This is a genomic window from Qipengyuania sp. RANM35, from assembly GCF_041021145.2.
Taxonomy (GTDB): domain Bacteria; phylum Pseudomonadota; class Alphaproteobacteria; order Sphingomonadales; family Sphingomonadaceae; genus Qipengyuania; species Qipengyuania soli.
In genome coordinates, this window is sequence record NZ_CM196433.1 from 1,516,949 (window position 1) to 1,539,802 (window position 22,854).

Genomic DNA, 22,854 nt, shown 5'->3' on the forward strand with positions numbered 1-22,854 from the left:
CGGGCTTCGTTAAGCAATCTGCGTTAATGCGGGACACGGTACGGCGGGATGATTCCCGGCGCGCGTGCCCATGCGCTATGGGCCAGGCAGAAGGCAGACGGGTTGAACTACCAGACGCGAGAGGACGAATGGCAGATCGAGGGTGCTTCGCGCGCCCCGCGTCCGCGCGCCCGTCGCCGCGATCAATCCCGCCATGGCCGCCGCCAGTTCGCAATTCGCGCCGGTGTCCTCGCCGCCGCAATCGCCCTTCCCACCTATGCCGCGCAGGGAAAGTGGGAATCGATCGGCAGCGCTTTCGGTCTCGTCGAGGAACGCGTGCCGTTGTCGCCCATGCCTTTCGAAACGGCAGGCGAGAGTTTCCCCGGTTCGGCCTTCTATTATCTCGAGGACGCGCCCATCCTCGCCGCCGACCTTTCGGACATGCGCCGCGAGGAAGGAACGCTGGAAACCGTCCAGTTCACCGACAGCCATGGGGCCGGCGCAGCCGCACAGGCCTTCCGCGCCGCTGGGAGCGGGCTCGACAAGGCACGGGCACTCCAGTGCCTGTCCATGGCTGTCTATTACGAGGCAGCGAGCGAAAGCTACGAAGGCCAGGAAGCGGTCGCGCAGGTCGTCCTCAACCGCGTTGCGCATCCGGCCTACCCGGCCAGCGTCTGCGGGGTCGTCTTCCAGGGGTCGGAGCGCAAGACCGGTTGCCAGTTTACCTTCACCTGCGACGGCTCGCTCGACCGCCGACCCTCGCGCCAGGGCTGGGCCCGCGCACAGTCGATCGCGCTGGCGGCGTTGGCCGGTTACGTGTTCAAGCCGGTCGGCCTCGCCACGCACTACCACACGAACTACGTTAACCCCTATTGGGCGGCCAGCCTCGACTATGTCGGCAGCATAGGTGCGCACCGTTTCTATCGCTGGAAGGGCGGCGCCGGGAAAGCGGGCGCCTTCACGAATGCCTATGTCGGTGTCGAGCCCTTGGCGGCTTCTAACGCGCGCACCACGGAAGCTTCGTCTTCACCGGCTGCGCGTGCATCGGTGCCACCTCCCAATTCGGCACTCGGCGTCGATGGACAAGCCGATGCCCCTGTCGGCGCAGCTGCCCCGACGAATGTTGCAGCGCCTGCTGCCCAGCCCACCGACAAGCTGCCCCAATCCGGACGGGTGAAAGCCGAATACGCCAACAGCGGACGCTGGCTGCGCGATCCGGCCAAGGCCGGGAAGTCCGACTAACTCTTACGTCGAGCGGGAGTTTTACCTTTTCAAAACCATGCTGCGGAACAGATGCTTAGTCGCAATGCGGCTAGGCAGGCGCGAAGGCCAATAGCAATGGCCATGAGTTTCCAGGAGCCGCCTGCATGCCCGTCCATTTCGCCGCCGCCCGGTCGACCGCACATTCGCCGATAGCCCGTGCCCTGGCGCGAAAAGCTCTTGCGAGGGCCGCCAACGATAACGGCAGTGCTGCACAGCTTGCCGCCGAAGCGACCTCTTTCGATCATGTGATGCGGGCTGCACTCAAGCATTTTGCCGAGCACGGCATGGGAGCTGCGGAGGCGGCCGGCCAGCACGCCGAAGAGGCCTTTCACGACGGCGATGCGGAAGCTTTCGCCTGGTGGCTTGGCGTCTGTCGTGCGCTCGACCGCGGTCTTGCCGCAAAGGTAGAGCGTCGCGTCAACCGCGCCAACTCGCTCATCTATTGATCGCAGCCGGGAAGTCGCCGCTTGTATTGGCACTTCGGCCCCGTGCGTTAACCGAAAACTGAGAGTTTACCCGTAGGTCGCCTGAACATGGGGGAACGTTCGATTTCTTCCGGGTTGCGCAGTTTCCTCTCGTCGGGAGCGAAGGGGGAACAGATGTCCGACAAGACGCGCCGCGTCCTTGTCGACACGCTATATGCCCGGCCGACAGCTTTGATGTTCGGGGCGCTGAACGGCGTTCTCGCCAGCGCAGCCGTCGCATTTTTCACCGACAAGTCGACCTTCTACTCCCTTTCCTTCCTGCTGAGTTCGATTGCCATCCTGCGCGTGGTAAATGCGAACCACTTGCGCCACCACCCCGGCGACATCTCCATCTTCAGGGTCGAGACTGCCTACACGGTCGGCGCCTATGCGTATGCTCTGGTCTTGGGCCTGATCGCAGGCGCAAGCGTCCAGCTCGACCTGCCAGCGTTGGCGCAGGTACTGATGATTGCCAACGCCATTGGTTATGGCGTCGGCGTCTGCGCACACAACGGCGCCCGACCGAAGCTGGCGATGGCGCAGCTATCGCTCGTATCGATTCCGATCTTCTTCGCGATGATCGCGACGCACAGCCGGATGGGCGCATTCATGGCGATCAACATCGTGTTGCTCTTCCCGGCCATGTACGGGGTGACTTCCTCGGTCTTTCGCACCCTGCGCCAGTCGATCAATGCCGCAGAACGCAGCGCGCAACTGGCGAGCAACATGGAACGCCTCGCCCTGACCGACCACGTTACAGGTCTGTACAACCGGGCCGGGCTCGACCGGCGGCTGGTGGAAATTCTCGCGACGGCAGATGAACGTGCGCAAGTAGCGATCTTCTGGGTCGACCTCGACCGCTTCAAGGATGTGAACGAACTCAAGGGCCACCAGGCAGGCGACAAGGTCCTGCGCGAGACAGGCGAGCGGCTCACTCGCCTTGTCGATGCCCGCGGTATCGTTGCCCGATTTGCCGGGGATGAGTTTGTGGTCGTCTGCCCGGTCGCCAAACGAAAGACGGCGGAAAAGCTTTCGGAACAGATGCTCGCCGAACTCGTGCGCCCCATCCGTATCGATGGCGAGCGGATCGAGATGGGCGGTTCGATCGGCATTGCCATGCTTCCCGACGACGGGATCTCTGCCGATATATTGCTGAAGCGCGCCGACCTCGCCCTGTTCGAAGCCAAGGCGGACGGAAGCCGCCAGATCCGGTTCTTCGATCACTCGATGGCCCGGGACATCGCACACCGGCGGGAAATCGAAACCGAATTGCGTCGGGCACTGCGCGAGAACGAGCTGGCGGTCTATTTCCAGCCGATTGTCGAGCTGGAAACCGGACGGATCCGCTGCTTCGAAGCGCTCGTGCGCTGGTTCCATCCCGAACGCGGCGAGATTTCGCCCGACGAATTCATTCCCATCGCCGAAGAGTCGGGTGCCATAGTGACACTGGGCAACTGGTTGACTGCACAGGCAGCCAGCGTCGCGACGAGCTGGCCGGAGGAGGTTCGCGTGGCGGTCAACCTCTCGCCGCTTCAGCTCAAAGTCCCCGGCGCGGCTCTCGGGATCATGAGCGCCTTCCGCGAGGCGGGTCTGCCGCCCGAAAGGCTCGAACTGGAGGTCACCGAGGGCCTGTTCCTCGAGGACAGTCCCAACATCGCCATGTTCATCGAGGAGCTGTCGGGCATGGGCGTCCGCTTCGCACTCGACGACTTCGGAACAGGGTACTCGTCCCTCGGCTACATCAACCAGTGGCCCTTCTCGAAGATCAAGGTCGACCGCAGCTTCGTCTCCGGCTCGCAGGCAGGTCGCAAGAGCGACGCCATCATCCGGGCCGTTTCGCAAATGGGCAAGTCGCTGGGGATGGAGATCGTCGCCGAGGGCCTTGAAACCATTGACCAGGTACGGGCAGTTCGCGAGGCAGGTTGCACCCACGGACAAGGCTACCATTTCAGCCGCGCGGTCCCGGCCTACCAGGCTGCCCTGCTCCTGGCCGAAGAGCGCGAGACCGCGCCCGAGGAACTCTTCCGCCGCCGCGCGGGTTAGACATAATATACTTCGGAAACAGGCCCGTTCAGGCCGCGCAAACCCAGCGTTATTGCAATTGCGAACCATTTGCAAAGATAGTTGGACGTAGCGTCCAATTGAAGGTTGCAAACCCCACCCCAGAGGCCTAGGTCGCACTCGCAATCGACCGGGTGCCGTGCCGCCTTCGCGGGACATTTCGGTATGGCCCATTTCGGTCCGGGTTTCACGACTGGTCCCGCGGCAGGAACAAGGACCCTTCCCCCTATGGCTCGCAAGAAGATCGCCCTCATCGGCTCCGGCATGATTGGTGGCACACTCGCCCACCTCGCCGCGAAGAAGGAAATGGGCGACATCGTCCTGTTCGACATCGCCGAGGGCATCCCGCAGGGCAAGGCGCTCGACCTGTCGCAGTGCGGCCCGGTGGAAGGCTTCGACGCCAAGATCACCGGAACCAACGACTATGCCGACATCGCCGGTGCCGACGTGGTGATCGTCACCGCCGGCGTGCCGCGCAAGCCGGGCATGAGCCGCGACGACCTGCTCGGCATCAACCTTTCCGTGATGAAGGCGGTCGGCGAAGGCATCAAGAACAACTGCCCCGACGCTTTCGTGATCTGCATCACCAACCCGCTCGACGCGATGGTCTGGGCGCTGCGCGAATTCAGCGGCCTGCCGCACAACAAGGTCGTCGGCATGGCCGGCGTCCTCGACAGTGCGCGCTTCGCGACCTTCCTTGCCTGGGAATTCGGCGTTTCGGTGAAGGACGTGAATGCCTTCGTCCTCGGCGGCCACGGCGACACCATGGTCCCTGTCACCAGCTACACCACGATCAACGGCATCCCGGTCAAGGACTACGCCAAAATCAAGGGCGTCGCTGAAAGCCGCATCGACGAGATCGTCCAGCGCACCCGCTCGGGCGGCGGCGAGATCGTCGGCCTGCTCAAGACCGGCTCGGCCTACTACGCCCCCGCCACCAGCGCGATCGCGATGGCCGAAGCCTATCTCGGCGACCAGAAGCGCATCCTCCCCGTCGCGGCCTATGTCGACGGCAAGTACGGCCTCGACGGCCTCTATGTCGGCGTGCCCGCCGTGATCGGCGCGAACGGCATCGAGGACGTGGTCGAAATCGCCCTGTCGGACGAGGAAAAGGCCAACCTCAAGGTCTCGACCGACGCGGTCGAGGAACTGCTGGTGGCCTGCAAGGGCCTCGACAACTCGCTCGCCTGAGCACCCCTAGAAATCAAATCCAAGGAGAGGCCCTCGTGAGCATCCTCGTAGACAAGAACACCAAGGTCATCACTCAGGGGATGACGGGCGACACCGGCACCTTCCACACGCAGCAGGCGCTCGCCTATGGCACGCAGATGGTTGCGGGCGTGACTCCCGGCAAGGGCGGCACCACCCACATCGACCTGCCGGTCTATGACACGGTCGCCGAAGCAAAGGCTGCAACCGGTGCGACCGCATCGTGCATCTACGTGCCGCCGCCGTTCGCCGCGGATTCGATCCTCGAAGCAATCGATGCCGAAGTCGAACTGATCGTCTGCATCACCGAAGGCATTCCGGTGCTCGACATGGTTCGCGTGAAGCGCGCGCTGTCGGGTTCGAAGTCGCGCCTCATCGGCCCCAACTGCCCGGGCGTCCTGACCCCGGGCGAGTGCAAGATCGGCATCATGCCCGGCAGCATCTTCCAGAAGGGTTCGGTCGGCGTCGTGTCGCGTTCGGGCACGCTGACCTACGAAGCCGTGCACCAGACCACCATGGTCGGCCTTGGCCAGACCACCGCGGTCGGCATCGGCGGCGACCCGGTCAACGGCACCAACTTCATCGACGTGCTCGACCTCTTCCTCAAGGATGACGAAACCAAGTCGATCATCATGATCGGCGAAATCGGCGGCAGCGCCGAGGAAGAAGCCGCTGAATTCATCGCTCACAAGGCAAAGCAGGGTGTCAAGAAGCCGATGGTCGGCTTCATCGCCGGGCGTACCGCCCCTCCGGGCCGCCGCATGGGCCACGCGGGCGCCATCGTTTCGGGCGGCCAGGGCGGCGCGGAAGACAAGATCGCTGCGATGGAGAAGGCGGGCATCCGCGTTTCGCCCTCGCCCAGCGAACTCGGCACCACGCTCGACGCGCTGTTGAAGGAACTCGCCTGACCGACGATTGCGGACAGGCTGTCTCCTCCCCGGGAGCCTTCCGCACCGTCGAGGCATTGCCAGATAGGAGCCGACACAAGCGTCGGCGCGAAAGGTGACCCGGATGGGTAACGAAAGCCACGATTTCCTGCCCGAGCTGGGCAACCAGGAAGGTCCGCAACCGGGCCCGAGCTGGGGCAGCAGCCGTAGCTGGCTGTCCGACGTCGTCGATAGCGGCGCGGACCTGACTGCCGCGCTCGACCCGACGCAGATGCGCATCGCGGTCGCGCAGGCGGCCGAAAAGGCAGGCAAGGCTCTCGATGCCAAGGCCGTGGAACAGGCGGCGGACGATTCCATCCGCGCGATGCTCCTCGTCCGGCTCTATCGCGTTCGCGGCCACCTTGCGGCGAACCTCGATCCGCTGGGCCTGTCGCACCACGACGTCCCCGAGGATCTGACGCTCGAATGGCACGGGTTCGAGAACCAGCTCGACCGCGAAGTCTATGTCGGCGGTGTGTTTGGCTTCGAATGGGTCAAGGTCCGCGATCTCTACGAGGCGCTGCGCAGCACCTATTGCGGCAATGTCGGCCTCGAATACATGCACATCTCGGACACCGAGGAGCGCCGCTTCCTCCAGGACAAGTTCGAGACGCCCGAGGACACAATCCAGTTCACGCCCGAGGGCAAGCGCGCCATCCTCGCCTCGGTCATCCGCGGCGAGCAGTACGAAGCTTTCCTCGGCAAGAAATACGTCGGCACCAAGCGTTTCGGCCTCGACGGCGGTGAATCGATGATCCCCGCGCTCGAGGCGGTGATCAAGTACGGCGGCCAGCTCGGCGTGCGCGAGATCATCTACGGCATGGCCCACCGCGGCCGCCTGAACGTCCTCGCGAACGTGATGGGCAAGCCCTACAAGGTCATCTTCCACGAATTCTCCGGCGGCAGCGCCAACCCCGACGACGTCGGCGGTTCGGGCGACGTGAAGTACCACCTCGGCACCAGCACCGACCGCAGCTTCGACGGTATCGACGTGCACATGAGCCTCGTGCCCAACCCCTCGCACCTCGAGGCGGTGAACCCCGTCGTGCTCGGCAAGGCGCGCGCGCAGCAGGCCATTCGTGATGACCTCAAGAAGCACGAGCAGGTCCTCCCCGTCCTCCTCCACGGCGACGCGGCCTTCGCAGGCCAGGGTATCGTGTGGGAGTGCCTCGGCTTCTCGGGCGTGCGCGGCTACAACACCGGTGGCTGCCTGCACTTCGTCATCAACAACCAGATCGGCTTCACCACGAGCCCGAAGTTCGCGCGCTCCTCGCCCTACCCGAGCGACGTCGCCAAGGGCGTCCAGGCACCGATCCTGCACGTCAACGGCGACGATCCGGAAGCGGTGACCTTCGCCTGCAAGCTGGCCATCGAATACCGCCAGGTCTTCGGCCGCGACATCGTGATCGACATGTGGTGCTATCGCCGCTTCGGCCACAACGAGGGCGACGAGCCCAAGTTCACCCAGCCGCTGATGTACGACCGCATTCGCGAACATCCCAAGGTCAGCAAGATCTACGCCGCCCGCCTGGAGGCAGAGGGTGTGATTGCGCCGGGCGATGCCGACAAGCTGTGCGACGAGTTCAACGAGCACCTCGAGCAGGAGTTCGCCGCCGCCAAGGAATACAAGCCTGACGTCGCCGACTGGTTCGGCGGGCGCTGGGCCGGCATGAACAAGCCTGCCGATCCCGAAAACGCGCGCCGTAACGTCGAGACAGCGATCCCCAAGAAGCTGTTCGACAGCCTTGGCCGCACGCTCACGACCGTCCCTGACGACCTGACCATCCACAAGACCCTGGGCCGCGTGCTCAAGGCCAAGGAGGACATGTTCGCCAGCGGTTCCGGGTTCGACTGGGCAACGGCGGAAGCGCTCGCCTTCGGCAGCCTCGTCACTGAAGGTTTCGGCGTGCGCCTGTCGGGCCAGGATTCGGGACGCGGTACCTTCAGCCAGCGTCATGCGGTCTGGGTCGACCAGAACACCGAGCGCAAGTACATCCCGCTTTGCCAGCTGCCGCACGGCAAGTTCGAGGTCTACGACAGCCCGCTGTCCGAATATGGCGTGCTCGGCTTCGAATACGGCTTCGCAATGGCCGATCCCAAGAGCCTGGTGATGTGGGAAGCGCAGTTCGGCGATTTCGCCAACGGTGCGCAGATCATGATCGACCAGTTCATCGCTGCGGGTGAAGCCAAGTGGCTGCGCGCCAACGGCCTCGTCCTGCTGCTGCCGCACGGTTACGAGGGCCAGGGTCCGGAACACAGCTCGGCGCGTCTCGAACGCTTCCTCCAGCTGTGCGCCAACGACAATATCCAGGTATGCAACATCACCACGCCGGCGAACTACTTCCACGTGCTTCGCCGCCAGATGCTGCGCAACTTCCGCAAGCCCATGGTCATCATGACCCCGAAGAGCCTGCTGCGTCATCCGCTCGCCAAGTCGGATGCAGCCGAGTTCATGGGCGATACGCATTTCATGCGGATCAAGTCGGACATGAAGGACATTGCCGACGCCAAGGTGAAGCGCCTCGTGCTGTGCAGCGGCAAGGTCGCCTACGACCTCATGCAGCGCCGTGACGAAGCGGGCCTCGATGACGTGTCGGTTGTCCGTATCGAGCAGCTCTACCCCTTCCCCGGCGAACCGCTCGCGGCGCGCCTCAAGAAGATGAAGAACCTCGAGAAGATCGTCTGGTGCCAGGAAGAGCCGAAGAACAATGGCGCCTGGTTCTTCGTCGACCGCCTGATCGAGGAAGCTGCCGACGCGGCAGGCAAGAAGGGCATGCGTCCCTGCTATGCCGGTCGCGAAGTCGCTGCATCACCCGCCACCGGCTACGCCAGCCGCCACCAGGTCCAGCAGGAAGCGCTGGTCAACATCGCGCTCGGCCTGAACGACGGCGACAACTCCGCCGCCAGCACCACCTGCAACTGATCGAGGCCCCGGAAGGAATAACGATATCATGGCCACCGAAGTCAAAGTCCCCACGCTGGGTGAATCGGTCACCGAAGCGACCATCGGCGAACTTCTCAAGAAGGTCGGCGACACGGTGAAGGTGGACGAGCCCATCGTCAGCCTCGAGACCGACAAGGTTGCGGTCGAAGCCCCTTCGCCCGTCGCGGGCACGATCACCGAGATCAAGGTCGCCGTCGGCGACACGGTCGAGGTCGGCGCAGTCATCGCGGTCGTAAGCGACGGCGTCGCGGCAGGCGAAACCACCGCAATCGAACCGCGCGAGGCCCCGGCCCCTTCGCCTGCCCCCGCCCCCGCGCCTGCACAGGCGAAGGAAGCCGCTTCCGACAGCGCCCAGACGCTGTCGCCTGCCGTTCGCCGGGCAGTGCTCGAACACGGCGTCGATCCCTCGACGATCAAGGGTACCGGCAAGGACGGTCGTCTGACCAAGGAAGACGTCGTCGCCGCTGCGCAGGCCAAGTCGAGCACACCTGCGACCGCTCCGGCCGACACCACCGGTCCGGCCGCGGTTGCCGCCAGCGGCGAGCGTCGCGAGGAGCGGGTCAAGATGACGCGCATGCGCCAGACCATCGCCAAGCGTCTCAAGAGCGCGCAGGAAACCGCCGCCCTGCTGACCACCTTCAACGACGTCGACATGTCGGAAGTAATGGCCGCACGCGAACGGTACAAAGACCTGTTCGCCAAGAAGCACGACATCAAGCTGGGCTTCATGAGCTTCTTCGCCAAGGCTGCCTGCCTGGCGCTGAAGGACATCCCCGGCGTCAACGCGCAGATCGATGGCGACGAGATCGTCTACCACGATTACGTCGACATCTCGGTCGCGGTCTCGGCCCCCAACGGCCTCGTCGTGCCGGTCGTGCGCGATGCTGACAGCAAGTCCTTCGCCCAGATCGAGAAGGACATCGCCGACTTCGGCAAGCGCGCCAAGGAAGGCACGCTCACCATGGAAGACATGAAGGGCGGCACCTTCACCATCTCCAATGGCGGTGTGTTCGGCGGCCTGATGTCGACCCCGATCATCAATCCGCCGCAGAGCGCCGTCCTCGGCCTCCACCGCATCGAAGACCGCCCGGTCGTGCGCAACGGCGAGATCGTGATCCGCCCGATGATGTACATCGCGCTGTCCTACGACCATCGCCTGATCGACGGCCGCGAGGCGGTCACCGCACTCAAGATCATCAAGGAAGCGATCGAAGATCCCACGCGGATGCTGATCGACCTCTGAGGAAGAAATCATGGCTGAATACGACTACGACGTCCTCGTCATCGGCGCCGGTCCCGGCGGTTACGTTGCCGCGATCCGCGCGGCACAGCTGGGTCTGAAAACCGCCTGTGCGGAGAGCCGCGAGACGCTGGGCGGCACCTGCCTCAACGTCGGCTGCATCCCGTCGAAGGCGATGCTGCATGCATCGGAGTATTTCGACGCCGCAGCCAACGGCACGATGGCGCACATGGGCATCGAGGTTTCGCCCAAGCTCAATCTCGACGCGATGCATGGCCAGCGCCGCGATGCGGTGAAGCAGCTGACCGGCGGCATCGAGTTCCTGTTCAAGAAGAACAAGGTCGACTGGAAGAAGGGCCACGCCACCTTCCAGGATGCTCATACGGTCAAGGTAGGCGACGAGACGGTCACCGCGAAGAACGTGATCATTGCCACCGGCTCCTCGGTCACTCCCCTGCCCGGCGTCGAGGTCGACAACGACAAGCAGGTGGTGGTCGATTCCACCGGCGCGCTCGAACTCAAGGCTGTTCCGAAGACAATGGTCGTCATCGGTGGCGGCGTGATCGGGCTCGAACTCGGTTCGGTCTGGCGTCGTCTCGGGGCAGAGGTGATCGTGGTCGAATATCTCGACCAGCTGCTCCCGGGCATGGACGGTGAAGTGCGCAAGGAAGCGGCCAAGATCTTCAAGAAGCAGGGCATGGAGCTGCGCCTGTCGACCAAGGTCACCGGCTGCACCGTCAAGGGCAAGAAGGCCACGCTGACGCTCGAACCTGCCGCTGGCGGCGAGGCAACGACGCTGGAAGCCGACTGCGTGCTCGTGTCCATCGGACGTCGTCCGAACACCTCGGGCCTGGGCCTCGAAAACATCGGCCTCGAACTCAACAAGCGCGGCCAGATCGAAACCGATCACGACTTCCGCACTGCGGTCGACGGCGTCTGGGCCATTGGCGACGTGGTCCCCGGCCCGATGCTCGCGCACAAGGCAGAGGACGAAGGCATCGCCTGTGCCGAGAACATCGCCGGGCAGACGGGCATCGTGAACCACGATGTCATCCCTGGCGTCGTCTACACCTGGCCCGAGTTCGCCGGTGTCGGCCTGACGCAGGAAGAGGCGATCGAGAAGCTGGGCGACAAGGCACGCGTCAAGGTCGGCAAGTTCCCGATGATGGCCAACAGCCGCGCCAAGACCAACCATGAGCCCGACGGTTTCGTGAAAGTCATCGCCGATGCCGAGAGCGACCGCGTGCTCGGCGTCTGGGCCATCGCATCGGTCGCCGGCACGATGATCGCGCAGGCGGCGCAGGCCATGGAATTCGGCGCCACCAGCGAGGATATCGCCTACACCTGCCACGCCCACCCGACGCATTCCGAAGCGATCAAGGAAGCGGCGATGGCGGTCCAGGGCAAGCCGATCCACATCTGATCCCGATCCACATCTGATCATGGAACCCGCGCCGATGCACCCGACAGGAACGGCATCGGCGCGGTATCCGGCGCTCTTCGCACTTGGCCTGCCGGTCCTTGCCGGTATCGCCTACCTCTGGTTCGGAGGGGCACCTGCAAGCTATCCGGTGGTCAACGCTACGGCCCTCGCGATCGGGTGGTCGGCGATCATGCTGCCCGCAGCCGAGCCATCCCAGCGCCTCCGTCGCGTGATACTGATCGCGCTCCTTGTCGTCCTCGCAGTGCCACTGGCAACGGGGCCATATCTCAACGGCATTGCTCGCTGGCTACCGCTGGGCCCGTTCCAGCTCCACGCGGGATCGCTCGTCCTGCCGACCATCGCGGTGTTCGCTGCGCGCGAGCCGGATTACGCCCCGCCGATCCTGCTCACCGCGCTGTTCGCGGCCTTCGTCCAGCCGGACGCCGCCACCGGCTACGCCGTCATGTTCACCGCTGCCGGTCTCTACAACGCTACCCGCGACTGGCGGCTGGTCCCGGTGGCGGGAGTGGCGTTCCTCGCCAGCCTTATCGCCGGATTTCGCGGCGAACTGCCGGCACAGCCCTTTGTCGAGCGCGTGCTCATCCAGCTCGGGCTCGATGCACCCTTGCTCGGACTGGGACTGCTCGCCGCCCTGCTCGGCGGTTTCTTCACAATGGTCCACGCTCTTCACGCGCCCAAAACCGAACGGCATGCGCTCGCAGGCGCCCTGTTCGGCTTCTCGCTTGCCGCGCTGGTGTCCAACTACCCCAGCGTCCTCATCGGCTATGGCGCTGCGCCGATCATCGGCTTCGGCGTGGCACTCTCCCTCGCCCGTCAGACGCCGTCGGGGTAAAGGGGCCGAATGTCGACCGGGATGTCGCCCATGGCGGCAAACCTGGCCTTCGCCGCCGCATCGAGCATGGCATAGCGCGCGAAGAAGGCCTTGGTCCCTTCGTAATCGCCATGCGCCTGCAGCATGAGCTGGTCGTGGAGCAGGTCTTCCAGCCCGCTTTCGAGCTGTGCATAGTCGACGACGTAACGATTGCTATCGCCATCCCAGGCGAACGCACCCTTCTCCTTGAGGTAGCCGTACTGCAGCGCTGCGCCCTTGCCGTGAGCCTCGTCGATGCCGAAGCGCATCGCCCGGAAGATGCCCGCGAAATAGGTAGCGAGCAGTTGCTGCTTCTCCGCCTTGGGCAGCTCGCCCTTCTCCATCATGAAAAGGATGTTCCACACGCCCATAACGTCGGCCTTGCTCTCCTCGAGCGCCGAGTACTGCTCCTTCAGCTCCTCGTTCACCGTTGTCTGGCGGCCGTTCTTGGTGATCGTGCCCGGCCCGAGGCTGTGCGACAGCTCGTGGAACAGCGTTTCGAGTTCCATGTACTTCTTCGCCACCAGCTTCGCCTGGTCGGGCTTCAGCACGACATCGCCGATGGGATCGAGAATGCGCTCGTATTTAGCGCCGAGAACATTGGCGAGGATGACCTTCTTCGCGCCTTTTGCCTCACGCACGCGCTCGTCATTGGGCAGGTTGAAGGCGATGGTTTGCACGCCGGGGACATTGTCGCCGCCGCCGTGGACCTGGTCGGCCACCGCGATGGGGCTTTCGAAGCCGCGCTGGAAGTTCTTGTACTGGTCCTCGATCGGGAGGTTGCCTTCCATGTCGCGCAGGTAGTGCTTGTACTTGTCGAGCGCGGCGCTTTCCTCGGGATTGCGCAGGGTAACGAAGCTCTCGAAGGCGGTCTTGGTGCCGTAGAGGCGGTCGGTGTAGACTTCGTAGGGGCCAATCGCGACTTCGATGGGCGTGTCCTTCAAATCCATCCAAGCCATCTCGCTCTCGAAATAGTCGTCGGTGAGGAAGCTTGCCGCCCGCAGCGAGAGGAACTTCTTGAGGCTGGGGTTCGAGGTGCGTTGCGAGGCCTGTTCGAGCAAGCGCGCGGCCGGAACGAGGAATTCGCGGTACTCGACGGAATAAGGCACGGCGACCAGCCGGTCACCGTCGCGCTTGACCACCGTATAGGGACTGAGCAGCGCTTCCTTCTGCTCGGGATGAGCGGCAAGGTAGGCACCGAACTCCTCGCGCGTCAGGTCGGTCGGGTAAAAACCAGCCCCTTCGGGCAGCTGAGTAGTTCCCCAGAACGGGTGAAATTCGGCAAGATCGTCCCACGCGCCGAAATAGCGGTCGAACATGGCAAGCAGCATGTCGCGGTCGCCGCGCTTGCTGTTGGCAATCGCCGCGCGAACCTGCGGATTGTCGGCGTAGCGCTGGCGCAGGTAGATTTTGTCCATGTAGCCCGATGCTTCGATCAGCATGTTCACCACATCGCGTTCCTCGGGCGTGAGGTAAATGGTGTCGGGCGTCATGCGGATCTCGGCCAGCTTCGCGTACTGCGCCGCCATGTCGTAGCCTTCATGGGCAGCGGGCTCTTCAGTGCTTGCGACCTTGGTCTCGGTGGCAACCGGGGCGCAGGCAGCACTCGCGAGCAGAAGGGGCAGGATGGCGCGACGCATGTGAATCTCCTCCGGGACTTTGTCTCTGGCTGTCCAACGCCATGCGGGTCCGAAGTGTCCCGCGCAAGCAGCCGATTGACCGGCGACCGACCTTGTCCGACAAGGCGGGCGAGAGGGAGATACGATGGCTTATCCGAAACTGACCAAGCAGCCGGGCGCACTCGAAACCGCCGCAGCGATCCGCAATGGATCCATGTCGCCTATCGAAGCGGTCGAAGCGGCGATCGCGCGCATCGAACATCACGATGCGCATATCAATGCAGTCGTGGTCACCGATTTCGATCGCGCGCGCGATGCGGCCAAGGCGCTTGGCAAGCGCCAGCCTCAAGCGGACGAACCGCTGTTCGGTGTGCCCATGACCGTCAAGGAGAGCTTCAATGTCGCGGGTTTGCCGACGACATTCGGTCACGAACAGTATGCCGATAATATCGTCGACAAGGATGCGGAGGTCGTGCGCCTGCTGAAGGGCGCCGGTGCGATCATCCTTGGCAAGACCAACGTTCCTCCAGACCTCGCCGACCTGCAGAGCAACAACCCCGTCTACGGCCGCACCAACAATCCGCACGATCATGACCGGGTGGCTGGCGGATCGAGCGGCGGTTCGGCAGCAGCGGTCGCTAGCGGAATGGTGCCATGCGAATACGGCAGCGACATCGGCAGCTCGATCCGCAACCCGGCGCATTTCAATGGCATCTATGGCCACAAGACCAGTTTCGGCCTCGTCAGCAGGCGGGGCCATACGCATCCGGCGGCAGGCGGCCTCGACGTGCACGAGGGCCCGCTTTCGGTCGTCGGTCCCCTTGCCCGGTCGGCCGAAGACCTCACCGCCCTGCTCGAGATCACCACTGCGCGACCGCTCGTCCGGCGAGAGAAGCCTTTGTCGGAGTGCCGCTTCCTCGCCGTGCTCGAGCATCCGGTCAGCGAAGTCGACGCTTCCGTGCGGGTGCCCATCGAGGAAGCTCTGGCAGAACTGGCGAAGGCCGGGGCCACAATCGACCGCACGAGTGCGCTGCTTCCCGATCTGGCCGAGTTGCATGCTGATTACCTGCGCCTGCTCAACGTCGCCATGGCACGCGGTCGTCCGGCACCCGGCGGCAAGGAGATGTCGCTGGTCGACTACTACCTCCTGCTCGACCGGCAGGCTCGCTGCGAATACGCGTGGGGCGACCTTTTCGCCGAGTACGATTTCGTCCTCGCGCCGCCGTTGCCCTTCCTCGCCTACAAGCACGACGCAACACCGATCAACCAGCGCCGCATCATGATCAACGGCAAGGATTCCGCCTTTGCCGACGCGCTGGCCTGGGCAGGCATCGCTACCTATCCCAACCTTCCTTCCACCGTCGTCCCGGTCGGGTCCACCGACGGCTTGCCGTGCGGCATGCAGGTCATGGGGCCGCGCTGGTCCGACCTCGATTGCATCGCCACCGCGGGCGCCATCGGGAAGCTGTTGCACGGCTGAGCCTGCTCGGCCAAAGCAGAACGCCTTCGGGGGTCAATGAAAAGGACGGGGACCGCATGGCGCAACAGCGCATGATGCTCAAATTTGCGAAGTGGCACATCTGGCTTGGCTGGCTGGTCGGCGTGCCCGTCCTGATGTGGACGGTCACGGGTCTCGTCATGGTCGCCAAGCCGATCGAGGAAGTGCGCGGCAACCATCTTCGCAAGGAAGCCGCCCCGGCCGCGTTGCCTGCAGACACCCGCATCGCAATATCGCTGCCTTCGGGAAGCACCAAGCCGGTCAGTTCGGTGACGACACGCGTCGAGCGCGGCGAGACGATCACCCGGATCGCCTACCTCGACGGAACAAGCGACCGCTTCGCCGCCGACGGACGCCGGATGGGTCAGGTTTCCGAGGTCGAGGCGCGCCTGCTTGTCGCGCAAGAGATCATTGGCGGCGACAAGGTTACCGGCACCAGCAGGTTTGCGGCCGACGACGTGCCGCTCGATTTCCGGCGCCCCCTACCCGTCTGGCAGGTGCGGCTCGCCGATGGCACCCATGTCTATGTCGGGACGGAAACCGGCGAGATCGAGGCGGTCCGCACGCGCTGGTGGCGAACGTTCGATTTCGTTTGGGGCCTTCACATCATGGACCTGCAGACGCGCGAGGATACGCACCATCCGATCCTGATCCTCTTCGCAGTCCTGTCCGTGCTCGGCGCCCTGCTTGGCTGCATCCTGATGTTCCGCCGCCGCAAGGCGCGCGTCGCGGCATGAACAGCGAGGTCCTGACGCCGGTCCTCGACTGGCTCGACCTCGCAGGCGTGGCGATATTTGCTTTGACCGGTGCCCTCGTTGCAGCGCGCGAGAAGCAGACCATGGTCACGCTGTCGTTCTTCGCGCTGGTGACCGGCGTTGGCGGAGGTACGATCCGTGACCTCCTCATAGGGGCACCGGTATTCTGGATCCACGACGCCTGGGTGGCCGCAATCTGTCTCGGCGTCGCGCTCTTTGCCTGGTTCACACCAACGCGCTGGTGGGAAGGAACATTTCTCTCGATCGCGGATGGCCTGGGGCTGGCTGCGTATGCGGTGCTCGGCACGGCAAAGGCGCTTGAATACGGCGTGCCTCCGATCCCCGCGCTGTTGATGGGGATCATCACAGGCTGCGCCGGCGGGATCATCCGCGACGTTATCGCGGGTCGCCCGTCAATCCTGATGAAGCCGGAACTCTATGTCACAGCGGCGGCACTATCGGCGAGCGTCACCGTGCTCGGCGAAACGATCGGGATACCGCGAGAGCTCACATGGGTGCTGGCGACGGGCTCAGGTTTCGGCCTGCGCCTCGCCGCAATCAGGTGGAAGCTCGCGCTCCCGGCCTACGGCAGGGACTAGGCGCCCTTGCCCTGATAGCCAGTGCCGAACTCGATGTCGGCATCGACCGGGGCCCCAGCCGAGGGACCTCCGGGATAGGTGGCGTCCGTCCCACCCTGTGCATCCGTACGCGCCCGTGCGGCGGCATAGTAATCATCGCCGTACTGGCTATCGTCACTGGCCTGGTCGCCGCGATCCTCCTCGTCGCGTTCTTCCCAGGACTGGTCGCCCCGATCGTCGTCGTTGCTGCCCTGGTAGTTGCGATCCTCGCGACCGCGACCATAGTCGATCGCTTCGATCCGGCCGTCCTGGCCGATCGAGCAGGTCCATCCATCGCGATTGTAGAGAGTGCCGGTCACTTCCCACCCGCGCGCGTTGCGATTCACCGTATCGACGGTCTCGATGCGGGCATTGCGTTCGACCTCGTCGACGCAGGTGTTGATCGCGCGATCGATACCGCGCGTGTCGTCGTAGCCCGAATTCCAGTCGCCACGGCGCTGATCGGGATAGGGACGCGGATAGTCGCGGTCGCGATAGCGGCGGTCCTGCGAATTCTTTGCTGCACTGGCGATCGCGGCGATCCCGCCAAGGATCAGCACGCCGGCCAGGATGTCGCCACCATCGACGCGATTGCGACGATAGCGGTACCAGTGGTTGTGAACGACGTCCTCACCCGGGGCCCAAGCCATCGGAGCGTCTACCGACACGGCCGGGACCGGTGCCGGAAGATCGGCGGCGAGAACGGGAGTTGCGGTGAGCGAGAGAGCGGCAAGGATTGCCGGTGCGGCGGAAAGCTTGAAGACCTTGGTCATGGCCCGATTACCCCAGAGTGCCCGCCCCCACCAAGACGCGCGGATGATACGATGGCAAAAAAAATAGGCGGTCCAGGCTGCATGGAGCCTGAACCGCCCGTGGTGGTCATTGCACGGTTCGTCGCTTAGCCGAGACCGCGAATTCCCTTGAAATCGACGTCGGTCACGCGACCACGCTCGATGTAGCAGGTGAACTTGCCACTATCGCGGTCGTTCCACCGGTTGTAGCGGTTGTAGTTGTCGCGATAGCCGTAACGGTCATAGCGTCCGCCGCGATAATTGCCGTCGACCATGATGCGACCCTTTACGCGCCAGCCGTAGCGGGTGTCCTTGACGTCGTTGATGTCGGTGACCTGGGCGTAGTTATAACCATAGCGACGGGCATCCTGGCGAGCCGCATTGACGCAGCGTTCCACGGCAGCGCGCGGATTCCCGCGGCTCGACCAGCGGTCACCGCGATAATCGCGGTCGTTGTAACGGTAGTCGCGGTCGCCATAACGATAGTCGTCATAGCCGTAACCACGGTTCTTGCTGGCGGCACTGGCAACAGCGGCGATGCCGCCGATGATCACGGCCCCGGCGATCACGTCGCCGACGGAGATCCCGTCATTGTCGCGGTGGCCGGCGTAGGCAGGCGTAGCACCCGCAAGCGCCATTGCGCCGACGGCTGCCGTTGCGATCCCACCCTTCGCAAAGGTCTTCAGGTTCTTGGTCATGTGAGGCTCTCCTCGAAAGCACCGTGGCGGGACTGCCTCGGTTGAGCCTCTTCTAGGTGATTCGCTCTGAGGTCACGCTGAACCCGGGCGACAGCCCTTGTTCAGCATTTTGGCAATTTTTATGAATGTCATTTTGTTCTTAGAATCCGATGCTTACCCAAGAAGGCGCTCCGAATGCCCCTCTTCGAAGCCTCCGCGCGGAGCTGTGATCGGTAAGGGCTCTGTTAATATTGGAAGCATTTTATCTGAACTTTACTGCCCTGCACGGACAAAACAAAAGGGCCGGAAGGTTTCCCTTCCGGCCCCGCTTGTCTTGCTACGAAGGCGCCTCAGGCGTCTTCGAACTCTTCCTCGTTCATCACCGGACCCGAATCCTGGCCCTTGGCATCGACGTCGCGATCGACGAGCTCGATGACGGCCATCGGAGCGGCGTCGCCAGCGCGGATGCCGGCCTTGATGATGCGGGTGTAGCCGCCGTCACGGTCCGAATAACGCTCGGCCAGGACGTCGAACAGCTTCTTGAGCTGGGTTTCGTCCTGCAGGCGGCCCTGTGCGAGGCGACGGTTCGAAAGACCGCCACGCTTTGCCAGCGTGATCAGCTTTTCGACATAGGGACGCAGTTCCTTCGCCTTGGGGGCGGTGGTCATGATCTGCTCGTGCTTGATCAGCGCGGCAGCCATGTTGCGGAACATGGCGTTGCGGTGGCCGGTCTTGCGCTGCAGCTTGCGGCCGGAAAGTTTGTGACGCATTTCAATACTTCCTTCGTTCGAAAAGGGCCCGTTTCAGGTAGCCCAGTGCTGGCGGCGCTTCCCCTTGCGGGAGGTGCGCCGCCGGTACCTTGATTAGCCCAGCAGCTCCTGTTCGAGCTTCTTGGCCATTTCCTCGATGTTCTCGGGCGGCCAGCCGGGGATGTCCATGCCGAGGCGCAGGCCCATCGAGCTCAGGACTTCCTTGATCTCGTTGAGCGACTTGCGGCCGAAGTTCGGCGTACGGAGCATCTCGGCCTCGGTCTTCTGGACCAGGTCGCCGATGTAGATGATGTTGTCGTTCTTGAGGCAGTTGGCCGAACGCACCGAAAGTTCCAGTTCGTCGACCTTCTTGAGAAGGTAACGATTGAGCTGGTTGGTGTCGCTTTCCTGCGGCTCCGCAGCCTGGCCGATCATGGCCGAAGGTGCCTGCGGGATGCCGTCCTCGAAGTGGACGAACAGCGTCAGCTGGTCCTGGAGGATACGTGCGGCATACGCCACGGCATCTTCCGGAGCCACGGTGCCGTCGGTTTCGACGGTCAGCGAGAGCTTGTCGTAGTCCAGTTCCTGGCCAACGCGCGCGTTCTCGACCTTGTAGCTCACCTGGCGAACCGGCGAATAGAGCGAGTCGACCGGGATCAGGCCGATCGGAGCGTCCACGGGACGGTTCATCACGGCCGGGCGATAGCCCTTACCGGTGTCGGCGGTCAGCTCCATGTTGAGCGTCGCACCTTCGTCGAGGTGGCAGATCACGAGATCCTTGTTCATCACCTCGATATCGCCCGAGACGGCGATGTCGCCGGCCTTCACTTCGGCAGGGCCGGTGGCGGAAAGCTGCAGGCGCTTCATGCCTTCGCCTTCCATCTTCAGCGCGATCTGCTTCACGTTAAGGACGATGTCGGTGACGTCTTCGCGGACACCGGCGAGCGACGAGAATTCGTGCAGCACGCCTTCGATCTTGATCGAGGTGATCGCGGCACCTTGGAGCGAGCTCAGGAGCACGCGGCGCAGGGCATTGCCGAGCGTCAGGCCGAAGCCACGCTCGAGCGGTTCAGCAACGAAGGTAGCCTTGCGGGCCTTGTCGCCGGAATCCTTGATATCAAGGCTATTGGGTTTCTTGAGTTCCTGCCAGTTCTTGATGTTGACGGACATGAAAATCCCCTGGTTCGGATGCGGGCGGGACCGGAGCTCTTTGGCAAGAGCGCCCGGTCCGTGGAGGGTGTCGGCGGCCCGCTAGCGAGCCGCCAGGCAGGTACGGATCAGACGCGACGACGCTTTGAAGGACGGACCCCGTTGTGCGGGATCGGCGTCACGTCGCGGATCGAGGTGATGGTGAAGCCCACCGCCGCAAGACCGCGCAGCGCGCTCTCACGACCCGAGCCCGGGCCCTTCACTTCGACCTCGAGGGTGCGAACGCCGTGTTCGGCGGCCTTGCGGCCCGCGTCGTCGGCAGCAACCTGCGCGGCATAGGGAGTCGACTTGCGGCTGCCCTTGAAGCCCATCATGCCGGCGCTGGACCAGCTGATAGCATTGCCCTGAGCGTCGGTGATGGTGATCATGGTGTTGTTGAAGCTGGCGTTGATGTGCGCAACGCCCGAAGAAATGTTCTTCTTGTCGCGGCGCCTGATACGGCCGGGTTCGCGTGCCATGGTGTTCTTTCCTTACATTCTCTCAAGAAGGGAAAAGCGTTCGGGACAAAGCCCCGAAGCTTACTTCTTCTTGCCGGCGATCGGCTTGGCCTTACCCTTGCGGGTGCGGGCGTTGGTGTGGGTGCGCTGGCCGCGGACGGGCAGGCCGGCACGATGACGAAGGCCGCGGAAGGACTTGAGGTCCATCAGGCGCTTGATGTTCATCGCGGTGTTGCGGCGCAGGTCGCCTTCGACAGTGTAGTCGGCGTCGATCGTCTCGCGGATGCGCAGCACTTCCTCATCGGAAAGGTCCTGCACGCGGCGAGCGTGGTCGATACCGAGCTTGTCGGCGATCTCGAGGGCCGTGGTACGGCCGATACCGTGAATATAGGTCAGCGCGATGATAACGCGCTTGTTGGTGGGGATGTTTACCCCGGCAATACGAGCCACTTACTTCTCCATGCTCCACAGGGACGTACCGGAAGGCCGGCACCCCTATCTCATCGCTCAATCCACTCGGCGCAGGCGGCATGCTAACGCAAAAAGCCCGGTTGGCGCGCACATTGGCTATCGCCTGCCGGACTCACCGCAAGTGTCGAATGAAAGGCGCGCTTAGGAGGATTCGCCTTGGGCGTCAACCGCCTTGCGCACGCGACACGACGAACCGCCGATATGGGCGGCTCGCCTCGTGTTTCAAGCCTGTTACACCAGCCGCGAGGCGAGGTCAAAAGTCCTCGCGGCCAATTGAACGACAACCGCGCAAATGCTGCAGCTGTTCAATCAATCCTGCCCTAGGCTGTCGATTTCCGCCTCCAGGCTGTCAGGAGAAGGGTTCTCGGTAGCCGCGGGCTCCCGGTCCTCGGCGGTATCTAGCGGCCCGAGGTGATCGCCAAGCGCCCGCAGTTGCTGCGTCATCACGCCGTCAACCGCCTTCGAGATCTCGTCGATCTTGTAGCGCATGGGGCCACCGACATTGTATTCCCACAGCACCCGGGTGCCCCCTTCGACCTCTTTCAGTGTGATGGTGAGGACCCCGGTGGCAGGTTCACCCTGCAGCGGGCCAAGCCCGCCGCGCATGCGCAGGACCTTGAGCGGATAAGACTGGATGACGGTCATGTGCTGGACACTGCCGTCGAGCGAGAAACCATCCTTGCGGTCCTCGCCAGGCACCTTTTCGCAGAAGCAGCCCCCGGCCTGCGGTACCAGAGTCATGTTTGAGGCATCGCCCGACCAGGTATGGGCGTCAGTCCACCAATCACCCGGCTTGGTCAGTGCCAGCCAGGTCTTCATGCTTGTAGCCGCGACCGTAACCGTGTCACGGGTCACGAATCCATCTGCGCGAGTTTCAACGACTTCGGCTGCCACAGGTGCGGCAGAAAACAGCGCTATGGCGGTGGCGAAACGGTGCATCCCTCACTCCCCTCTGGATCGAGGTCCTAAGCGATGGACGCAGGCTTGAAAAGGTCGGCTCGGATCAGCGCGAGAGGATCGCGTCGATCGCGTGCGTCACTTCACCGATAGCGGCCATGCCATCGACACGGCTGACGATGCCGCGCGCTTCGTAGCCGGGCAGGATCGGCGCGGTTTCGTTGCGATAGACCGCCATTCGATTGCGGACGGTCTCTTCGTTGTCGTCGGGGCGACGCTTGAATTCGGTCGATCCGCACTTGTCGCAAACACCGGGCTTCTCGGGTTGCTTGAACGTATCGTGATAGCCTTCGCCACAATTGGCGCAGGTAAACCGACCGGTGATGCGCTCGACGAGCGCGTCTTCGTTCACTTCCAGTTCGATCACATGGTCGAGCTTGCGGCCATGCCTTGAGAGGATACCGTCAAGCATCTCGGCCTGGGCCTCGGTGCGGGGATAGCCGTCGAAAATAGCGCCCGTGTCTGGCCCCATCGCGGTCAGTTCCGCATCGATAAGCTCGCTCACGATGTCGTCCGAAACGAGGTCGCCGCGATCCATGATCGCCTTCGCCTTGATGCCGACCGGGGTCCCTGCCTTCACTGCCGCGCGAAGCATGTCGCCGGTCGACAGCTGGCGCATCCCGTGATGCTCCTCGAGGCGTTGTGCCTGCGTGCCCTTTCCAGCGCCCGGAGGGCCAAGAAGGATAATGTCCAT

At 63.7% G+C, this 22,854-nt stretch carries 21 protein-coding genes; 12 read left to right on the top strand and 9 right to left on the bottom strand.

The features are described from left to right. Positions 1–102 precede the first annotated feature (102 nt). The 9 genes from RAM60_RS07550 (at position 103) to RAM60_RS07590 (ending at position 12,362) form a co-directional block, all read left to right on the top strand. Entirely contained in the window at positions 103–1,221 is a 1,119-nt protein-coding gene (locus RAM60_RS07550) for a cell wall hydrolase (protein WP_510639527.1), read from the top strand. 125 nt (positions 1,222–1,346) lie between these two features. Continuing rightward, positions 1,347–1,688, top strand: a complete 342-nt coding sequence (locus RAM60_RS07555) for a hypothetical protein (RefSeq protein ID WP_369027271.1) — start codon at positions 1,347–1,349, stop codon at positions 1,686–1,688. A 153-nt stretch (positions 1,689–1,841) separates the two neighbouring features. Next, complete coding sequence (locus tag RAM60_RS07560) at positions 1,842–3,749, top strand: putative bifunctional diguanylate cyclase/phosphodiesterase (protein WP_369027270.1); 1,908 nt, start codon at positions 1,842–1,844, stop codon at positions 3,747–3,749. Between the two features lie 246 nt (positions 3,750–3,995). After that, complete coding sequence (gene mdh / locus RAM60_RS07565; RefSeq protein WP_369027269.1) at positions 3,996–4,958, top strand: malate dehydrogenase; 963 nt, start codon at positions 3,996–3,998, stop codon at positions 4,956–4,958. Between the two features lie 35 nt (positions 4,959–4,993). Further along, positions 4,994–5,884, top strand: coding sequence for a succinate--CoA ligase subunit alpha (sucD, locus tag RAM60_RS07570; RefSeq protein WP_369027268.1), 891 nt, complete (start codon positions 4,994–4,996; stop codon positions 5,882–5,884). A 103-nt stretch (positions 5,885–5,987) separates the two neighbouring features. Beyond that, positions 5,988–8,825 (top strand): 2-oxoglutarate dehydrogenase E1 component, encoded by a 2,838-nt coding sequence (locus tag RAM60_RS07575; RefSeq protein ID WP_369027362.1) that lies wholly within the window; start codon positions 5,988–5,990, stop codon positions 8,823–8,825. 28 nt (positions 8,826–8,853) lie between these two features. Beyond that, positions 8,854–10,089 (top strand): 2-oxoglutarate dehydrogenase complex dihydrolipoyllysine-residue succinyltransferase, encoded by a 1,236-nt coding sequence (odhB, locus tag RAM60_RS07580; protein WP_369027267.1) that lies wholly within the window; start codon positions 8,854–8,856, stop codon positions 10,087–10,089. A gap of 10 nt (positions 10,090–10,099) precedes the next feature. Beyond that, on the top strand, positions 10,100–11,509 hold the full coding sequence (gene lpdA / locus RAM60_RS07585) for a dihydrolipoyl dehydrogenase (RefSeq protein WP_369027265.1): 1,410 nt from the start codon (positions 10,100–10,102) through the stop codon (positions 11,507–11,509). A gap of 34 nt (positions 11,510–11,543) precedes the next feature. Then, positions 11,544–12,362, top strand: a complete 819-nt coding sequence (locus tag RAM60_RS07590; RefSeq protein ID WP_369027264.1) for a hypothetical protein — start codon at positions 11,544–11,546, stop codon at positions 12,360–12,362. On the opposite strand, the gene RAM60_RS07595 is transcribed toward RAM60_RS07590, so the two are convergent. Beyond that, positions 12,344–14,020 (bottom strand): DUF8614 domain-containing protein, encoded by a 1,677-nt coding sequence (locus RAM60_RS07595; protein WP_369027263.1) that lies wholly within the window; start codon positions 14,018–14,020, stop codon positions 12,344–12,346. The two genes, RAM60_RS07590 and RAM60_RS07595, sit on opposite strands and share 19 nt — an antisense overlap. Positions 14,021–14,144: 124 nt before the next feature. On the opposite strand from RAM60_RS07595, the gene RAM60_RS07600 reads away from it, so the two are divergent. From RAM60_RS07600 to RAM60_RS07610, 3 genes are read left to right on the top strand one after another with little or no spacing between them, the layout of a single operon-like run. Next, complete coding sequence (locus RAM60_RS07600; protein WP_369027262.1) at positions 14,145–15,479, top strand: amidase family protein; 1,335 nt, start codon at positions 14,145–14,147, stop codon at positions 15,477–15,479. A 56-nt stretch (positions 15,480–15,535) separates the two neighbouring features. Further along, positions 15,536–16,234: a PepSY domain-containing protein gene (locus RAM60_RS07605; protein ID WP_369027261.1), complete on the top strand. Its 699-nt coding sequence runs from the start codon at positions 15,536–15,538 to the stop codon at positions 16,232–16,234. Continuing rightward, complete coding sequence (locus tag RAM60_RS07610) at positions 16,231–16,851, top strand: trimeric intracellular cation channel family protein (protein WP_369027260.1); 621 nt, start codon at positions 16,231–16,233, stop codon at positions 16,849–16,851. The genes RAM60_RS07605 and RAM60_RS07610 overlap by 4 nt, the downstream gene beginning before the upstream one ends. On the opposite strand, the gene RAM60_RS07615 is transcribed toward RAM60_RS07610, so the two are convergent. The 8 genes from RAM60_RS07615 to RAM60_RS07650 all read right to left on the bottom strand — a co-directional run bounded on the left by RAM60_RS07615 (position 16,848) and on the right by RAM60_RS07650 (position 22,854). Beyond that, positions 16,848–17,642, bottom strand: coding sequence for a hypothetical protein (locus RAM60_RS07615; RefSeq protein ID WP_369027259.1), 795 nt, complete (start codon positions 17,640–17,642; stop codon positions 16,848–16,850). The two genes, RAM60_RS07610 and RAM60_RS07615, sit on opposite strands and share 4 nt — an antisense overlap. 125 nt (positions 17,643–17,767) lie before the next feature. Beyond that, positions 17,768–18,358, bottom strand: a complete 591-nt coding sequence (locus tag RAM60_RS07620) for a hypothetical protein (protein WP_369027258.1) — start codon at positions 18,356–18,358, stop codon at positions 17,768–17,770. Positions 18,359–18,687: 329 nt separating this feature from the next. Continuing rightward, positions 18,688–19,107, bottom strand: a complete 420-nt coding sequence (gene rplQ, locus RAM60_RS07625; protein ID WP_200980803.1) for a 50S ribosomal protein L17 — start codon at positions 19,105–19,107, stop codon at positions 18,688–18,690. A 93-nt stretch (positions 19,108–19,200) separates the two neighbouring features. Continuing rightward, positions 19,201–20,256 (bottom strand): DNA-directed RNA polymerase subunit alpha, encoded by a 1,056-nt coding sequence (locus RAM60_RS07630; RefSeq protein ID WP_200980804.1) that lies wholly within the window; start codon positions 20,254–20,256, stop codon positions 19,201–19,203. A 107-nt stretch (positions 20,257–20,363) separates the two neighbouring features. Continuing rightward, positions 20,364–20,753, bottom strand: a complete 390-nt coding sequence (gene rpsK / locus RAM60_RS07635) for a 30S ribosomal protein S11 (protein WP_160607305.1) — start codon at positions 20,751–20,753, stop codon at positions 20,364–20,366. Between the two features lie 60 nt (positions 20,754–20,813). Next, positions 20,814–21,182, bottom strand: a complete 369-nt coding sequence (gene rpsM / locus RAM60_RS07640; RefSeq protein WP_200980805.1) for a 30S ribosomal protein S13 — start codon at positions 21,180–21,182, stop codon at positions 20,814–20,816. Positions 21,183–21,512: 330 nt separating this feature from the next. Continuing rightward, a complete protein-coding gene (locus RAM60_RS07645; RefSeq protein ID WP_369027257.1) occupies positions 21,513–22,142 on the bottom strand; it encodes an SRPBCC family protein in 630 nt (209 codons plus the stop codon). Positions 22,143–22,206: 64 nt separating this feature from the next. Further along, positions 22,207–22,854 carry an adenylate kinase gene (locus RAM60_RS07650; protein ID WP_369027256.1) on the bottom strand — a complete coding sequence of 216 codons (648 nt, stop codon included), beginning with the start codon at positions 22,852–22,854 and terminating at the stop codon, positions 22,207–22,209.

Bases quoted from the DNA above. Each gene is read 5' to 3' on its own strand.
- RAM60_RS07560 (WP_369027270.1), top strand. From the start codon at position 1,842: ATGTCCGACAAGACGCGCCGCGTCCTTGTCGACACGCTATATGCCCGG.
- RAM60_RS07610 (WP_369027260.1), top strand. From the start codon at position 16,231: ATGAACAGCGAGGTCCTGACGCCGGTCCTCGACTGGCTCGACCTCGCA.
- RAM60_RS07630 (WP_200980804.1), bottom strand. From the start codon at position 20,256: ATGTCCGTCAACATCAAGAACTGGCAGGAACTCAAGAAACCCAATAGC.
- RAM60_RS07595 (WP_369027263.1), bottom strand. From the start codon at position 14,020: ATGCGTCGCGCCATCCTGCCCCTTCTGCTCGCGAGTGCTGCCTGCGCC.
- RAM60_RS07615 (WP_369027259.1), bottom strand. From the start codon at position 17,642: ATGACCAAGGTCTTCAAGCTTTCCGCCGCACCGGCAATCCTTGCCGCT.
- rpsK (WP_160607305.1), bottom strand. From the start codon at position 20,753: ATGGCACGCGAACCCGGCCGTATCAGGCGCCGCGACAAGAAGAACATT.
- RAM60_RS07605 (WP_369027261.1), top strand. From the start codon at position 15,536: ATGGCGCAACAGCGCATGATGCTCAAATTTGCGAAGTGGCACATCTGG.
- RAM60_RS07590 (WP_369027264.1), top strand. From the start codon at position 11,544: ATGCACCCGACAGGAACGGCATCGGCGCGGTATCCGGCGCTCTTCGCA.
- lpdA (WP_369027265.1), top strand. From the start codon at position 10,100: ATGGCTGAATACGACTACGACGTCCTCGTCATCGGCGCCGGTCCCGGC.
- RAM60_RS07555 (WP_369027271.1), top strand. From the start codon at position 1,347: ATGCCCGTCCATTTCGCCGCCGCCCGGTCGACCGCACATTCGCCGATA.
- RAM60_RS07620 (WP_369027258.1), bottom strand. From the start codon at position 18,358: ATGACCAAGAACCTGAAGACCTTTGCGAAGGGTGGGATCGCAACGGCA.
- RAM60_RS07600 (WP_369027262.1), top strand. From the start codon at position 14,145: ATGGCTTATCCGAAACTGACCAAGCAGCCGGGCGCACTCGAAACCGCC.
- odhB (WP_369027267.1), top strand. From the start codon at position 8,854: ATGGCCACCGAAGTCAAAGTCCCCACGCTGGGTGAATCGGTCACCGAA.
- RAM60_RS07645 (WP_369027257.1), bottom strand. From the start codon at position 22,142: ATGCACCGTTTCGCCACCGCCATAGCGCTGTTTTCTGCCGCACCTGTG.
- RAM60_RS07650 (WP_369027256.1), bottom strand. From the start codon at position 22,854: ATGGACATTATCCTTCTTGGCCCTCCGGGCGCTGGAAAGGGCACGCAG.
- mdh (WP_369027269.1), top strand. From the start codon at position 3,996: ATGGCTCGCAAGAAGATCGCCCTCATCGGCTCCGGCATGATTGGTGGC.
- RAM60_RS07575 (WP_369027362.1), top strand. From the start codon at position 5,988: ATGGGTAACGAAAGCCACGATTTCCTGCCCGAGCTGGGCAACCAGGAA.
- rplQ (WP_200980803.1), bottom strand. From the start codon at position 19,107: ATGCGTCACAAACTTTCCGGCCGCAAGCTGCAGCGCAAGACCGGCCAC.